Below are 14,981 nucleotides of genomic sequence, written 5' to 3' on the forward strand. Positions count from 1 at the left end.
TGGTCAGCTCATCCAATTGCCGCCGTCGACGTTGTAAGTCTGCGACACGATGTAGTCCGCGTCGCCGGAGGCCAGAAAGACGGCCATGCCGGCAAGGTCCTCTGCGGTGCCCATTCGCCCGTATGGAACGGCAGCCCCGACCTCGGCTTTCTTCTGGCCGGGTTTCAACCCCTCGTATCTTGCAAAGAGTGCATCAACGCCGTCCCAATGCTCGCCATCGACCACGCCAGGCGCGATGGCGTTCACGTTGATGCCGTGTTGAATGAGATTGAGTCCGGCTGATTGGGTCAGGCTGATGACGGCGGCTTTGGTCGCGCAATAGACCCCGACCAAAGCTTCGCCGCGACGACCGGCCTGGCTTGCCATGTTGATGATCTTGCCGCCCTTTCCGCGGGCGATCATGGATCGGGCGGCCGCCTGCATCGTGAACAGGGTTCCGGCGACGTTGATGTCGAACAGTCGCTGGTAACTCTCACGGGAGATTTCGGTGATTGGTGCCAGATCGAACAGTGCGGCGTTGTTGACCAGGATATCGAGGCCGCCCGCTTTCAATTCAACAGCCGCTATTGCTGCATCGATCGAGGCCTGGCTGGTGACATCAAGTTCAACGGCATAGGCGTTTGGACCAATTTCGTTTGCGGTTTCCTCTGCACCAGCCAGATTGATGTCGCCGATGGCAACCGTTGCGCCTTCTTCCGCATACCGAGCGGCAAAGGCTTTGCCGATCCCCCGGGCAGCACCGGTGATCAACGCGGATTTTCCTTCAAGCCGCATCATGCAATCCTCAGGCCCTGGTTGTCGAAACGATGGATTTTTTCCGGATCGGGGGTCAGATGAATGGTGTCGCCATGACGGAACCCCACTTCACCGGAAGAGCGGACGGTGACAGGGTCACTCAGGCCTTCCACTTCGACGTAAAGGAATGTGTCCGATCCAAGATGCTCGGAAACGCCGACCCTGCCGGACCATTTTCCCTCGCTGTGGGACACGGACAGGTGCTCGGGCCGGATGCCGATGGTGGTTGCACCGTACTCGGAAGCAAACTCGCCCATCATGAAATTCATCTTCGGAGAACCAATGAACCCGGCGACGAACTTGTTGCGTGGAGTGTGGTAGAGTTCCAGCGGGGAGCCGACCTGCTCAATGACACCGGCCTGTAGCACAACGATCTTGTCGGCCATCGTCATCGCTTCCACCTGATCGTGGGTCACGTAGATCATGGTTGTCTCGAGCGACTGGTGAAGTTCCGAGATCTCAAGGCGCATGTTGACCCGGAGCGCGGCGTCGAGGTTCGACAGCGGTTCGTCGAACAGAAAGGCGGCCGGTTCACGAACAATTGCCCGCCCAATGGCAACGCGCTGCCGCTGGCCGCCAGAAAGCTGGCCGGGTCGTCGGTCGAGATAGTCGGTGAGGTTCAGCACCTTGGCCGCCGCTTCCACCTTGGCGTTCTGGGCGTCCTTGTCGAGACCGGCCATCCGCAGCGGAAAGGCAATGTTCTTGCGCACGGACATGTGCGGGTAAAGCGCATAGGACTGAAAGACCATTGCAAGGCCGCGCTTTGCAGGCGGGATCTCGGTGGCGTTGGTGCCGTCGATGTCGATTTCGCCTGTCGTGACGTCTTCCAGACCCGCAATCAGGCGCAGAAGCGTGGACTTGCCGCAACCGGAGGGGCCAACGAAGACGACAAATTCACCATCGTTGATCTGCAGGTCCAGTGGCGGAATGACCTGGACGTCCCCGAAGCTTTTTGTAATTTGGTTGAGCGTTATTTGACCCATGTCGGGAACTCCTATTTAACCGCGCCGAAGGTCAGGCCACGAACAAGCTGTTTCTGGCTGAACCAGCCGAGAATGAGGATGGGAGCGATCGCCATGGTCGAGGCGGCGCTCAGCTTGGCGTAAAACAGACCTTCCGGGCTGGAATAGCTGGCGATGAAGGCGGTCAAGGGCGCTGCCTTTGCTGCAGTCAGGTTCAGGGTCCAGAACGCTTCGTTCCAGGCCAGAATGATGTTGAGCAGCAGCGTCGAAGCGATGCCGGGGACGGCCATGGGTGTCAGGATGTAAAGGATCTCTTCTTTCAGCGTTGCACCGTCCATGCGGGCCGCTTCCAGGATCTCCCCCGGGATTTCCTTGAAGTAGGTGTAGAGCATCCAGATAATGATCGGCAGGTTGATCAGCATCAGTACGAAGGTCAGGCCGACGCGGGTGTCGAGCAGGCCGAGCTTGATGAACAACAGATAGATCGGATAGAGCACGCCGACTGCCGGGAGCATCTTGGTCGACAGCATCCACATCAGGATATCCTTGGTGCGTTTGGAAGGCACGAAGGCCATCGACCAGGCAGCTGGAACGCCGATGACAATTCCGAGCAGCGTCGAGCCGCCGGCTATGATCACCGAGTTCCAAAGATACCGCATATAATCGGAGCGCTCCTGTACCACCGCGTAGTTGTCCAGCGTCCAGTCAAAGAACAGGAATACGGGCGGGTCGCTGATCGCCTGCGCCTCGGTCTTGAAGCTTGTCAGGATCGTCCAGAGGATCGGGAAGAAGATCAGAAGTCCGATTGCCCATGCGGCAATGGTGTTGATCGTCTTGCGGCGGGGTGTGACAGCACGGGCCATTTCGTTCCCTCCTCAGGCGTCCAGGTTTTTGCCGACAATGCGCATCAGGAAGATCGCAACAATGTTGGCGAGAATGATTGCGTAGACACCACCTGCCGAGCCAAGACCGACATTCTGGCTTTCCAGCACGCGCTGGAAGATCAGGTAGGTCAGCGTCCGGGTTCCGAAGGCGCCGCCCGTGGTGACAAAGATCTCCGCGAAGATCGCCAGCAGGAAGATCGTCTGGATCAGGATGACGATGGTGATGGCGCGCGAGAGGTGCGGCAGGATGATGAAACCGAAGCGTGCCAGGGGAGGAGCCCCGTCCATTTCGGCCGCCTCTAGCTGCTCGCTGTCGAGTGACTGAATTGCCGTCAGCAGGATCAAAGTGGCGAAAGGCAACCATTGCCAGGAAACGATCAGAATTATCGAAAACAGCGGAGCATCGCTGAGCCAGGCAATCGGCTCGGCTCCAAAAGCTTCCCATACGTGCGCGAAGAGGCCGTTCACCGGATCCATGAACATGTTCTTCCAAACCAGCGCCGAAACGGTCGGCATGACGAAGAACGGTGCGATTACGAGGATACGCACGATGCCCTGTCCCCACATGGGCTGATCGAGCAGGATCGACAGCAAGATGCCCAGTACGACGGTGATAATCAGCACGCCGCCGACGATCACGAGGGTTGTCTGTACGCTTGGCCAGAATGCGCTGGAGGAGACAAACCGGACGTAATTGTCGAAGCCCACCCATCCGAGATCACCTCCCCGGAGCGGTAGATATTTCTTGAATGAGAATACCAGGGTCATCGTGAGTGGGATGAGCATCCAGCCGAGCAACAGGATGACGGCCGGTGCCATCATAAAGCGAGCGGCGGAGCGGGAGTGCTGGGTTGCCATGGACACACCTTCTCTGTTGACGGCAGCAGTCTACCGTGGCGAGCTGGGCGATGGGATGCTGGTGAATAAAAAGGGAGGGCGGACCCGATCCGCCCTCCCAGTCGGGGAGGAGACCCTTAGTAGCCTGCGGCTTCCATTTCTTCAGCGGTCAGCTCCTGGGCTTTCGCAAGAGCTTCGTCGACAGATTGCTGACCTGCGACCATTGCCGAGAATTCCTGGCCGGCAGCGGTGCCGATACCTGCCCATTCAGGAATTGCGACATACTGGATGCCGACATAAGGAACGGGTTGTACGGTGGGGCTGTCGGGATTGGCCGCATTGATGCTTTCCAGCGTCATTTTGGCAAACGGAACCTTCTGGTACTCCGGATTTTCATAGAGCGAAGTCCGCGCACCAGGAGGCACATTTGCCCAACCTTCCTTCGAGGCGACAAGTTCGATGTAATCCTTGGACGTTGCCCATTCGATGAACTGCTTTGCGGCGGCCTCTTTCTGTGTGCCCGCCGGGATGGCCAGCGCCCAGGCCCAGAGCCAGTTCGCGCGCTTGTCGACGCCTTCCTTGTTCGGCGCGAGAGCAAAGCCAACCTTGTCGGCCACGGTGGAGTCGTTCGGGTTGGTCACAAAGGAGGCGGCAACGGTCGCATCAATCCACATTCCGCACTTGCCTTGCTGGAAGAGTGCCAGATTTTCGTTGAACCCGTTCGTGGATGCGCCCGGAGGGCCGTAGTTGTTCAGCAAGTCATTGTAAAAGCTGACGGCTTCCTTCCATTCCGGTGTATCGAGTTGCGGTTTCCACTCTTCGTCGAACCAGCGCGCGCCGAAGGAGTTGGCGACAGTGGTGATGAACGCCATGTTCTCACCCCAGCCGGCTTTGCCACGCAAGCACACACCGTAGATTTCGTTGTCCTTGTCGGTCATGGCCTTGGCCGCCGCCGCGACATCGCTCCATGTCGGCGCATCAGGCATCTTCAAACCTGCTTTTTCCATCAGGTCCGTGCGGTACATGATCATCGAAGATTCGCCGTAAAACGGTGCAGCAAACAGGCTGCCGTTATGGCTCAGGCCTGCGCGCATCGCCGGTAGAATGTCGTCCTTGTCATAGTCGGCCGGCAGGTCATCAAGTGAAACAAGCCATTCATTGGCCGCCCAGATCGGGGTTTCGTACATGCCGATGGTCATGATGTCGAACTGACCGCCCTTGGCGGCGATGTCCTGAGTGACGCGCTGGCGAAGAACGTTTTCCTCAAGCGTGACCCATTCAACGTCGTGGCCGGTTTTTTCGGTGAAGTCCTTGGTAAGACCCTGCATGCGGATCATGTCGCCATTGTTCACGGTGGCGATGGTGATCGTATCCGCGAAGGCGCCGGTCGTGGTGATCAAGGTAAGTGCTGTGACCGCACATAATGCGTTCTTCAAAGACATCCTGTGTCCTCCCTGGCTTGGATGTTGACCAAACCTTGAGGCAATATTTGTCTGGCGTCAAGAAAAAATTAGCGCGCGTAAAATTTCAAGCGGATGCGCGAAGTACCAATCGGGCAGCAAACAAGGTTTCCTGCCGGTTTTCGAATGTGCCTCCGGCCTCGATGAGATTCATCAAAGTGCTGAAGGCGTGGTTCGCAACGGAATCGTAGTCATGGGCAGCGGTGGTCAGAGATGGGCAGGTGAATTTGGAAAAGGGGTGGTCGTCATGTGAGGCAACCCGAAGGGCGCAACCTTCTCCGCGCCCGACCCGGAAGCCCTTTTCATAGCATGCAGACAGGAGGCCGATGGCGAGACGGTCGTTGCTACACAGTATTGTGTTGGTCGGAAAGCCGTGCACTTCCAGGATACGCAGCGCTCCCTCGCGGCCGATTTCCTCGAACGCCCAGCCTTCGCCGTCGATCTTGAGCACATGCGGTTCGAAACCGAGACGATCCATCATTTCAAGATACGCCGTGCGCCGCTTGTTCGCGTTGGGGTTCGCAGGTGTGCTCATCTCGAAGAAGCAGGGTGGTTCACCTGACCGTGTCAGGTACTCAACCGTTTGAGAAACAAAGCTGAAATTGTCTGATCCGACAAAAGCTTCGCCGATATCTTCCAAATTGCTGTCAAACAGGACGGTCGGAACATCCCTGCAGAACTTTTCGATGTACCCCCGGTCCGAAGCCCGGCCGAGCGGGGCAAGCAGAACGCCGGCCGGTTTCATGGAGCGAAGACTGCCGAGAATGTCATTCTCAAGGCTTTGTTGCCCGTGAGAGCTGAACAATGTGGGCCAGTAACCGGCGTCGATGCAGCGCCGTTCGATGTTTCTGGCGATTTCCGCGAAGAACGGGTCGGCCAGATAAGGGACGACCACGCCGATGTTCTTGGTCAGTCGCCTGTTCTGGTTGATGGCGAAAATATTCGGGCGAAAGTCATAGCGTTCAAGGGCTTGCTCTATTCGATCGCGGGTCGACTGCCGAACACTCTCCGGATCGTTGAAGTATTTTGAAACGGTCGGTCTGGAGATGCCGCTGACGGAGGCAAACTCCTCCATGTTCTTGATTTTTCGATCCGTCATCTGGGTGCCCTGACGTGCTGCCTTGTCCTGCTCGTTGCCGGTTTGTGTCCTTGGTGTAGGCAAATCGGCGCAAAACTTTCCGCGTGTAAATTTATTTGTTTACATTAGAAACTTTTGAGCGAAGGGGTCAAGAAACATCGGCGTTGTTTGCAACGTTGACGAGACCGATCCGCTAGTTCTTCAGGATGTTCAGCCGGAGGTGGTCCTTGCCGGTCTTGCATTACAAGAGTGGGCCGGCCAAAGCCGGGATCCCGCAAGGCCGGTCTCCGAAATCATTCAGGGAAACGTTCAGCCGGGTTTCGCGCGTGCTTTCAAGAGGAAAGTGACACGGTGGTTCCATCTGGCTGCGGTGACACGTTTGCTGCGCTAGCCGAACCAGCGTTTGAGCCAACGGCGAAAGCCGGACGTTGCAGCACTTGCATGCTTCTGGGCCTGTTCACGCGCCTGGTCCACGTTTTCTCCGACATCATCCATGAAACCGTCGACATTCTCCACGACGGGATCGATCCTGTTTTCCTTGAATGTCTTTACAGCCCGGTAAATCAGATAGGCGACGCCGGCTAGGATCAGGAAGAAGGCGATGTTGAACCAAGGGATCAGAAGGACATTGGGGCCCGCAACTTCAGTGATGCTGATGACATTGGGAAAGATCGTGAAGAGCTTGATCCGCCAGCCATAGTGCGTAATGGCAACCCAGACCTCACCGTTTTTCTTTGCCAGATCCTGAGCCTGTGCGGTCACATTGCTGCTGTCGAACTTGAAATAGGGCGGCCAGCCCCAATCGGTGTCTTCGTTGCGGTAAACCCTGGGTTCGCCATTCGGCCAGACGGTGTTTATGAACCGGACGTCGCGGGTCCAGTTCTTGTTCGTTCCGGCATCCGGAGCCGCCCAGAACCACGAAGACGAGCCAATGTCCATGCGCTTGACGTCGGTGCCGACGATCCGCACGACGTCACGTCCCGGAAGAGTGTAATGCGCAAACAGGACGAAGACGAGCAGCAGGGGTATGCCCACTATCCATTTAAGATACTTGGTCAATCGTCGTCCTCATCGTCGTCGTCATCATCATCATCGTCGTCCCGAGGAATGGCTCCCCAAGGCCCCATGTGCCGGCCGAAACCGAAATCGGGTTCTTCGTCATGCATGGAAGGTTCCGGCCCGAACAGTTCTTCGCGGGTCCCCACCTTGTCGACCATGTATTCGTCGGCGAGGAACTGCGCCGCATAAGTCTTCTTGGCCTCGCTCCAGCCCTGATAGTGGGAATAGAACGCATCCTTGTGGCAGATGAACAATTGGCGAAAATCGAGAGGGGTCAGTTCCGCGAGCAGCTGGTTCACAAGCTGCTTGTCCCGATGGTTCTTCGATCTCAGGAGATAAAAATAGGCGGGATTGTCGGGTTCCGGCCATTGCTGACCACCACGCTTTTTCATCCGGCGCAACACGTCGTCGAGAGCGTGGTACTCATCCGGAAATTCCCGATGATACTTGCGCTTGAGAGTGCGCAAATCACGACGGGACACGTCGGACAGGTCTTCCCCGCTGTTGGCTGCGGTGTCGATCACGATGAAATCGAGCTTCTGTCGAAGGATCCCTTCCGCGTCGGCGTCTCTGCCCTTGAGGATCGGTTCGACAAGCCTGTTCCGCTTGAGGAAAGAAGCAATGGCCTTTCGGTCATTCAGGTCAAGGACGGACTTGACCGGCAGATCATGCTGTCCTTCCAGTTCCTTCGATGCGATGCAGGCTGTTTGCTTGACCTGGCGAAAGATGTACAGGCCGCCATAGTGATTGGTGTAGAAATTACCCTGCTCAAAACTTTCCGAGCTGAGACTGATTGGTGTCCTGATGATGTCGCCGGTATGTTTCGACAACTCGACCATCTCGGCGATCAGGACATCATCCCACCATCCATCCGGTTCGGTCATGAACCGGTGGATTTTATCACTGAGCTCGTCGCTGGCTTCGGCATGTGCGCCAACTGTGTCCGCTTCGACATCTATGGTGCGGATGTCGAAGAGATCTCGGGGAGACCTGATTGCATAGACCGTGTTGACCAGCTCGCCGACCACGGCATCGCGAATGGAAAGCGCAAACAGCTGTTCTTCATTGTCATCGATGAAACGGCGCAGGATCGAACGTGATGTCGAGAAACTGGCGTTAAGCAGTGGGGCCGTCTTCTGCGCGGTCGACAGCAGAATGAACTGACGATTGCAGCCATTGGGATTTAGGTAGAGCGGGTCGCCCAGTTCATCGCCGATTTCCGGAGAAAACCCGGAAATGTCGACGTGAAACTCTTCCAGACTGGTGGTCTTGCCGGTCAGATGTTCAAGTGCACGGTTATAGCGGCCGACAAGGGACGGCGAGGAAACCTGAAAGAGATTGCCATACATCAGTCCGTATTTGACCAGTCGCATCATGAGCGGGATGCCTCCATGAAGCGCCGCTTGGCTTCCTCCATCCGCTGCATTTCGCGCACCGCGTTTTCGATGGCGACTTCGTCGGACTTGTCCGCATACCGAAACTCGCTGTCCGCGTATCGGTTGATTTCCTGAATAACCATGTCGACCGTGATCGGCTGCGCCAGGTCCGCGATCATCGATTTCTTGGTCTCATAGTCTTTGAACAGGAACAGGTCAGGGTTCTCCATCCACTCGTCCGGAAGCTCAAAGTCCATGGCACGGACCTTGATGGCATCTGTGATGTTCTTGATCGCGCGGCCGGTGAAACGTTCGTCGGCTTCCTGAATCGCTTTCAGGTACGCGCCGAATTTGGCAATGGTGTCCAGACCGCCGATCTCGCTGTTGATCCGGTCGAACACTCGCATCAACGCATCTTCCTGCGGTCGTGAATGGCTTTCGTAAGACGCAGCGACGGCTTTCTTGATGACCTGGGCTTCAAAAAGGTCATGATCTCCGACCGGGATAGAATGGTTTTTGCCCATCAGGAGATGCAGGATGTCGATGTAGTCCTCGCGTGTTTGCGGGCCATCGACCAGAAACCGCGCACCGGCGCGCTGCCGCAAGGCATCGTCGACATTTTCAGGATAGTTGGAAAACATTCCGAAGGTGCAGTTGCCACGCACAACCGTATTGGCTCCGGCAAAGCTTTCCATCAGAACTGCAGTGATTTCCAGCTGACCGGCGGACGACTGCCTGTCACCGCGCTTGCCGGCAAGCTGGTCGATATCGTCAATGGTCCCAAACCCGATCACATTCGGGTCGGTGATATTCTTGATGAAAGCTTTGGCATTCTGCGCAGACTTGCCCTGGTAGCTGTCGATGCTATCCGTGGAGAGGTTCTGATAGCGGAAGGCATAGCCGGCATTGGAGCAGTAATCGTTGATCAGGCCGGCCATCATCTGGATCAGCGTGGTCTTGCCGGTGCCAGGTTTGCCGTCGCCCATAAACGTGAAGATGAAACCGCCCAGTTCCGCAAACGGGTTGAGTTTGCGTTCGAAATCGTAAGCCATCAGCATCTTGGCAAGTTTCATTGACTGATACTTGGCGATGTGATTGCCGACGACCTCTTCCGGTTTCTTGAATGCCATTGTCAGGCTGGTGGACCTGGCCCGGGCTGCCGGGGTGAAGCCGGTGATCTCGAATTCGTCCGCTTCTACCCGGTAGCGCGCCTGTGCGAAGGAGTGGAGCAGAACCGATCCTTCAGCGCGAAGCGTCGCCTTTTCCATCAGCTGTTCGCAGAAAGAGGTGATGATGCCAACGAGCTGCGCATCCGACTGGACCGAAGCGGCCGAAATCTCCTGGTCCAGCTCCCAAAGGGCGCCGCGAAGAGCAAGCTGGTCATTGTCCAGCAGGATCTCTTCCACTTCACCGCATTGGCCTTCGATGTCACCCGCCTCTGCAGCAAGACCGGAGATCAGAAAGTCTGTCATGTTGGCAAATACATGAAGCGAAATGAGCGCCGATGCAGACAGGAGCTGCTGAAACTTGTCCTTCTGTGAGGCGTCGAGCGTTCCTGCCAGGTTGCTGCGCTTCAGGTCGCTCAGTCCGGATTGCTCGGCGAACTGGTCGGAGGTCACCTGAGCAACGGACAAGGCTCTCCGCAAGGCCCGCAAAATGCTTGCCTGGAGCGGAGTGGTCAGAGCGTCGTCATCGGCCTCCAGAATGCGTGCCGTCAGCTGAACACCTTCAGGGCGTGCGGTGGAACGGGTGACCAGTCCGGGAGTGGTTGAACGGAAACGGCGTCTTGTCCCCAGCCCGCTGGATCTTTCCCTGACGACATCAGGTTCGCGTTTGGCGGCAATTCTCGGTGTATGATCGAACCCTTCGAGCATAGCTTCCGCGAACTTGTATTTCTCGCGGATCTTGTCTTCTTTCAATTCCATGAGGTCGTTGGAAATGGTCACGCGTGAAACCTACTTGTAGCTGAGTATCTTGCCCTTGGGGCTGACGGCATATTTTCGGATGTTCGCAAATCCCGGAGGATCGAGTTCCTCCAGGATCTGATAAGGGCGCTGAGGCAGGATTAGAGAACGCTGGCGGTCGGTGTGACCTGCCGCATCCTGCGGGTCGTCACCCGGGGCCGCAAACGGGTCCAGAGCGTAGACCTGCCGTTCAACGGTGGAAAAAAATCCGGATGATTCCTGCTCGGTGCCCGAGGCAACGAGCGTTTCTGTCGTCCAGGCCAGCGCCCAGTCATCTCCAGGCTTCTGTCCCGCCTGACTGAGCACATCGCGCAATGGGCCGGACTGCTGAGTGAATGTGTGGCTGTACATCGGGCCGATGTAGAACCTGCGCAGTCGCTTGGGATGAAGATCGGAAAAATCCCGATCGAACCCCCGTGCGATCGTCACCAGTTTCAACGCCGATGAGGATTGTGCCGACAGATGGCTCTGGACCTGTGGCCAGCGGCGCTCGTCCTTCAACAGCGGTTCTTTTCCGCTGTCTTCAAGGTCCATGATGTAAATCAGCGGAATGTTCTGCTGGCTGTCATAAACCGCCCAGTGAACGCGGTACTTTCTGCGTCTTTCAGAAACATTGCCGGTCCACGCGGCCCGCGGGTCATTGCGTGCCCAGAACAAAGCCGCTGTGGTCAGCTGCTCATAATACTGCCGTTCAGACGCTGCGAACTGCAAATTCACCGGAGCGGTTTGCTCCCGCAGGATATGGTCGACCATTGCAAGCTTGAGGTCCCGCATGGAAGGCAGGGACCTCAGGTGATTTACCGCCTGCATGGCATCATTCGCCATTTCAAGCAGCTCCTGGTAGATCGGAAAGCCGCTGTCATGGCGATCGATGCTGAGAAGATTCGGCAGCTTGTCGGAAACCCTGCCCGCCAGCAGGTACTTGTAGGAGAGGGCGGTGAACGTTCCCGCCAAAGCCTCAAGATACTCCGTCAGGATCGGAATCTCCGAAGCCAGCGCCGTGTTTTCGGACACGACGCTTTCGGCAACTCCCTGAAGGTGAGAGATTATCCGCTCAAACTTGGCGAAGTAGCGCCTTGTTTCATGCGCTTCTTCCAGTTTTCGGTGGTCCAGGGTCAGATCCAATGCTCTACCCTCAGCGTCTCAAACTTCAGTACTTCAGGCGCCATACGCGTTCTTGTCGTGCTTCTCGACAATCTGCTGGAACCGGCGGGCAAAGCGCTCGTCCGACTTTGCTTTTTCTTCCAGTACCTTGCGTGCGAAAACCATGTGGTCTTCATGGGCTTCCATCATATCAGCCATCCGCTGGTTGGTAGCCGAACCGATAGCCGCCATCGCGGATTGCGCCTCCTTGTCCGTTGCCACGCCGATCTCGTTGATCTTGTGGGCAACGTCTTGCTGTTGCGCCGTTTTCAGCGATTTGATCAGAGCATCATAAAGCACAACGCGCTGTTTGGTATCCGTCTGCAGCTTGTTGATCAGAACCATCTGGGTGGCAGCCTGGTTTTGAAGACTGTCGACCCAGGTCTTGCCTTTTTCAATGTAGCGCTCAAGCGTCTGGCTTTCGGCCAGTTTAACCTGCTCGTCCTGTGCAAGCTGGTTGTATTTTGCGTTCATTGCCGCCAGTTCGCTTTCCAGCTTGGTGCGAGCGGCAGCATCGGTCTCAACCGAGATCTTGTTTTCCAGGGCGATGATTTCAGGATCCATCGCAACCAGTTGTTTCTTGATCTCCTCAAGAACCGCGACGGATTGCTCGCGCTGGGCAAGCGTATCGCCGAGATTGGTTTCAACCCGCTTGGAATGCTCGTTCAGGGTGTTGAGCTGCTCCTGGAGCAGGTGACCGATCGTGTTGGATTTGGAAATCAGATCCTGCAGCTTGTCGTCGATGCTTGCGCTGCGCATACGCTCCTGACGGATACTGTCCGATCTGTTCTTGGAGAAAAAGCCGATAAAGGTTTCCCATCCGGTCTTCGAGCGCATGGCGTCGAATTCCTTCGAGAAGGTCGCGGTGACATCGTCCAGACCCATGATGAGTTCGGCAATATTGGCGCCCATCAGCTCTGTGTGGGCATGAACGTCGTCGAGCGTCGCGTTTTCGATATCGATTGAAATATCCTGTCCGGCACCCATCTTGGTGTGTGCCGTTTCGATCTTAGAAGTGAGTTCGTCGATCTTCTGACGTGCAGCAGCAACTTCCTGCTTGGACTTTTCAATTTGAGCGTTGAAATCCGCCATATGCCCCTTCCCAAATATCTCCGAGTATTGCGTACTTTATGTAGCGACTCTTAGTAGAAATACAATTACAAGTTAATGAACAAACCACGCGGCGGGAAGAAGAAACGGTTAACTGCCACAGTGTTTGCGGCGATGTTTCGCAGGCGTCGCGTCTTTAGCCTTCACGCAGGACGTCCATCAGGTTTCAGCCCACTTCGCTGCGCCATGTTTCGATAGGAGCAGGTACAGGACAGCGCCCAGCCCTGCGCTGATAATCCAGTCGAAGCCGCTCAGGAATCCGAGCGCGGGCAGCCACACCGCTGAGACCGAAAACACCGAGGAAATTGCAAGTGCGGCGATTGCTTCAACATGAAATCCCTTGCGGTAGTGGTAGGCGCCGGCGGATGACGGGCTGTAGAGATCCTGAACGGAAAGCGTCTGTCTCCTGAGCAGGTAAAAGTCGGCGATCATGATGCCGTAGGCAGGGGCAAGGAACGCTCCGAGCGTGTTGACGAATTTCGAGATGCCGAAAACGGAAATGACCGGTACCCAGAGTGCGCTGACAACAAAGGCGAGAGCAGCGGCAATCATTCCACCACCCCGAAAGCTGATCCGGCCTGGCCAGAGATTGGAAAGATCGTTGGCGGGGGGGACGTAGTTGGCAACCACGTTTATGCCGACGGTCGCAATGAAGAACATGAGAGCTGCCACGACCGTCAGCGCGGTGTTGTCTATGCGGGAGATGATTTCGGTCGGATTGGTCAGGTGTTCACCGAAAAGAGCAATCGTACCGGCTGAAATCAAAAGAGACAGAAACGCGAAAACGGTAATGTTGACCGGAAGCCCGAGCATGTTGCCAAGCTTCATTTCCCTCTCTGTCCGCACGTAACGGGAAAAGTCGCCATAATTCAGAATGATCGCAGCGTAAAAGGCGATCATTGTTCCCATCACCGCGAAAAAGTTGGAGACGTGACTGCCAGTCGCCTGGGGGTTGCCTTTCAGTACCGACCCGACTTCAGAGGGAAGAGACGATCCGGTTCGCACCCAGATCATGATCAGCAATGTCACCATGACGGCATACACAGCTGGCCCCGCCCAATTGAGAAACATGCGGATCCATTCAATCCCTTTCCAGAAGAGAACGATCTGCGTTACGCAGACGATGGCAAGCGCGACCCAGCCCATAGGCGTAAGCCCGAGATATGTCGCCTTGGTGCCCTCGCCGAAGAGTGCAGTCAGCAGCAAAAGGGTCGCCGTGGAAGCGACGTAACTTTGCGCGCCATACCAGAATATGGCCACGATCCCGCGCATCAATGCCGGGATGTTGGCGCCATAAACACCCATGCTTGCTCTGGCCATGACCGGATAGGGAATGCCGTAGTGCACGCTCGGCCTGCCAGCCAGGTTGATCAGAAACATGATCACGAAACCTGACAGGACAATTGCCGCGAAAACGGCCCAGCCGTTCAATCCGTAGTCGAAGAACAGTGATGCGGCCAACGTGTAGCCGAGCAGGCTTTGCGCCGTGTTGCACCAGGTGTTGAAGATTGCGAACCAGCCCCACCTGCGCGCGGTTGGTTCAATCGGAGCCAGATCCGGATTGTATAGCCGTCCGCCCGGGTCTTGCTGCTGGATTGTGTCCGTATGAAAAGTCTTCATCTCGCAATTGCTGATTGGTCGCCTTGAATTTCCGGAACCTAAAGAGATCTAAGTTCAGCCTCGTCTCAAGGTCCAGAAAAAAGGGATTGGATGTGAGGTTGCCATCATCCGAAAGCGGTCTTGCGATCAACCGGCAGAGTGCGAATGGGGTATCGACCCCATACAGATGAGCCGCCCGGCCTGCCACCTTTCTTTCATCGAAACATCGATACCCCGCTCGAAAGAGCAGATTTGAAGAAAGGAATAGACTAATGAAAATTTTTGCAAAAACCACTGCCGCCGCTGCCGTCCTTGCCGTTGCCGGAATGGCCTCGATGGCGACCGTCGATCCCGCCCATGCGCTTTTCGATGTCTGCAAGAAGGTCAAGATCACGGTGCAGAACAACACCGGCAAGCCTATCCAGCTGTTCGACCTCGACTATCGTGACCTTGGATCAAACAGGTGGCGTTCGGAGAATATCTCCAACCGTGTCATTCCTCACGGCGGCAAATACAGCGTGAGACGCAATCTGGAAGGCGTCAACAATGCAAAAACCTTTGTTCGCGTTCAATTCCGGAAACTGAAATCCAACGGCAAATGGGAACGCCTGAAGTACTGGTACGCGGATTCAGCGACCAAAACCTGCTCTCGCGGCAAAAGCTTCAAGATTGTTTTCCGCTGATCGCAGCCGGACGTGAAACGCCGCACCGGCA

The 14,981-nt window shown here is 56.2% G+C and carries 13 protein-coding genes; 1 reads left to right on the forward strand and 12 read right to left on the reverse strand.

Annotation, left to right across the window (positions count from 1 at the left end; genetic code table 11):
• Positions 1-3: 3 nt before the first annotated feature.
• From ABLO27_RS22225 to ABLO27_RS22280, 12 genes are all read right to left on the reverse strand, one after another.
• On the reverse strand, positions 4-777 hold the full coding sequence (locus ABLO27_RS22225) for an L-iditol 2-dehydrogenase (RefSeq protein ID WP_353035825.1): 774 nt from the start codon (positions 775-777) through the stop codon (positions 4-6).
• The gene (locus ABLO27_RS22230; protein WP_353035827.1) at positions 774-1,778 is read right to left on the reverse strand and encodes an ABC transporter ATP-binding protein; all 1,005 of its coding nucleotides are present in this window, start codon (positions 1,776-1,778) and stop codon (positions 774-776) included. Before ABLO27_RS22230 ends, ABLO27_RS22225 begins: the two co-directional genes overlap by 4 nt.
• Before the next feature lie 11 nt (positions 1,779-1,789).
• Positions 1,790-2,620: a carbohydrate ABC transporter permease gene (locus tag ABLO27_RS22235; RefSeq protein ID WP_353035829.1), complete on the reverse strand. Its 831-nt coding sequence runs from the start codon at positions 2,618-2,620 to the stop codon at positions 1,790-1,792.
• Between the two features lie 12 nt (positions 2,621-2,632).
• Positions 2,633-3,499 (reverse strand): carbohydrate ABC transporter permease, encoded by an 867-nt coding sequence (locus tag ABLO27_RS22240; RefSeq protein ID WP_353035831.1) that lies wholly within the window; start codon positions 3,497-3,499, stop codon positions 2,633-2,635.
• A 116-nt stretch (positions 3,500-3,615) separates the two neighbouring features.
• The gene (locus ABLO27_RS22245; RefSeq protein WP_353035833.1) at positions 3,616-4,920 is read right to left on the reverse strand and encodes an ABC transporter substrate-binding protein; all 1,305 of its coding nucleotides are present in this window, start codon (positions 4,918-4,920) and stop codon (positions 3,616-3,618) included.
• A gap of 85 nt (positions 4,921-5,005) precedes the next feature.
• The gene (locus ABLO27_RS22250; protein WP_353035835.1) at positions 5,006-6,037 is read right to left on the reverse strand and encodes a LacI family DNA-binding transcriptional regulator; all 1,032 of its coding nucleotides are present in this window, start codon (positions 6,035-6,037) and stop codon (positions 5,006-5,008) included.
• A gap of 366 nt (positions 6,038-6,403) precedes the next feature.
• Complete coding sequence (locus tag ABLO27_RS22255; RefSeq protein WP_353035837.1) at positions 6,404-7,075, reverse strand: DUF1523 family protein; 672 nt, start codon at positions 7,073-7,075, stop codon at positions 6,404-6,406.
• Positions 7,072-8,451 carry a DUF6638 family protein gene (locus ABLO27_RS22260; RefSeq protein WP_353035839.1) on the reverse strand — a complete coding sequence of 460 codons (1,380 nt, stop codon included), beginning with the start codon at positions 8,449-8,451 and terminating at the stop codon, positions 7,072-7,074. The genes ABLO27_RS22255 and ABLO27_RS22260 overlap by 4 nt, the downstream gene beginning before the upstream one ends.
• A complete protein-coding gene (locus ABLO27_RS22265) occupies positions 8,448-10,397 on the reverse strand; it encodes an AAA family ATPase (protein WP_353035840.1) in 1,950 nt (649 codons plus the stop codon). Before ABLO27_RS22265 ends, ABLO27_RS22260 begins: the two co-directional genes overlap by 4 nt.
• A 9-nt stretch (positions 10,398-10,406) precedes the next feature.
• Positions 10,407-11,540 (reverse strand): hypothetical protein, encoded by a 1,134-nt coding sequence (locus tag ABLO27_RS22270; protein ID WP_353035842.1) that lies wholly within the window; start codon positions 11,538-11,540, stop codon positions 10,407-10,409.
• A 33-nt stretch (positions 11,541-11,573) separates the two neighbouring features.
• On the reverse strand, positions 11,574-12,650 hold the full coding sequence (locus ABLO27_RS22275) for a hypothetical protein (RefSeq protein ID WP_353035844.1): 1,077 nt from the start codon (positions 12,648-12,650) through the stop codon (positions 11,574-11,576).
• Between the two features lie 177 nt (positions 12,651-12,827).
• On the reverse strand, positions 12,828-14,288 hold the full coding sequence (locus tag ABLO27_RS22280; RefSeq protein ID WP_353035846.1) for an NCS1 family nucleobase:cation symporter-1: 1,461 nt from the start codon (positions 14,286-14,288) through the stop codon (positions 12,828-12,830).
• A gap of 251 nt (positions 14,289-14,539) precedes the next feature.
• Between ABLO27_RS22280 and ABLO27_RS22285 the strand changes: the two genes are divergently transcribed.
• Positions 14,540-14,950, forward strand: a complete 411-nt coding sequence (locus ABLO27_RS22285; protein ID WP_352941460.1) for a hypothetical protein — start codon at positions 14,540-14,542, stop codon at positions 14,948-14,950.
• Positions 14,951-14,981: the final 31 nt, after the last annotated feature.

Source organism: Roseibium sp. SCP15 (assembly GCF_040329435.1).
Classification (GTDB): domain Bacteria; phylum Pseudomonadota; class Alphaproteobacteria; order Rhizobiales; family Stappiaceae; genus Roseibium.

What these genes read in the sequence shown, in the direction of transcription:
- ABLO27_RS22225 (WP_353035825.1), bottom strand. Translation starts at nt 777, where the DNA reads ATGATGCGGCTTGAAGGAAAATCCGCGTTGATCACCGGTGCTGCCCGG.
- ABLO27_RS22230 (WP_353035827.1), bottom strand. Translation starts at nt 1,778, where the DNA reads ATGGGTCAAATAACGCTCAACCAAATTACAAAAAGCTTCGGGGACGTC.
- ABLO27_RS22235 (WP_353035829.1), bottom strand. Translation starts at nt 2,620, where the DNA reads ATGGCCCGTGCTGTCACACCCCGCCGCAAGACGATCAACACCATTGCC.
- ABLO27_RS22240 (WP_353035831.1), bottom strand. Translation starts at nt 3,499, where the DNA reads ATGGCAACCCAGCACTCCCGCTCCGCCGCTCGCTTTATGATGGCACCG.
- ABLO27_RS22245 (WP_353035833.1), bottom strand. Translation starts at nt 4,920, where the DNA reads ATGTCTTTGAAGAACGCATTATGTGCGGTCACAGCACTTACCTTGATC.
- ABLO27_RS22250 (WP_353035835.1), bottom strand. Translation starts at nt 6,037, where the DNA reads ATGACGGATCGAAAAATCAAGAACATGGAGGAGTTTGCCTCCGTCAGC.
- ABLO27_RS22260 (WP_353035839.1), bottom strand. Translation starts at nt 8,451, where the DNA reads ATGATGCGACTGGTCAAATACGGACTGATGTATGGCAATCTCTTTCAG.
- ABLO27_RS22275 (WP_353035844.1), bottom strand. Translation starts at nt 12,650, where the DNA reads ATGGCGGATTTCAACGCTCAAATTGAAAAGTCCAAGCAGGAAGTTGCT.
- ABLO27_RS22280 (WP_353035846.1), bottom strand. Translation starts at nt 14,288, where the DNA reads ATGAAGACTTTTCATACGGACACAATCCAGCAGCAAGACCCGGGCGGA.
- ABLO27_RS22285 (WP_352941460.1), top strand. Translation starts at nt 14,540, where the DNA reads ATGAAAATTTTTGCAAAAACCACTGCCGCCGCTGCCGTCCTTGCCGTT.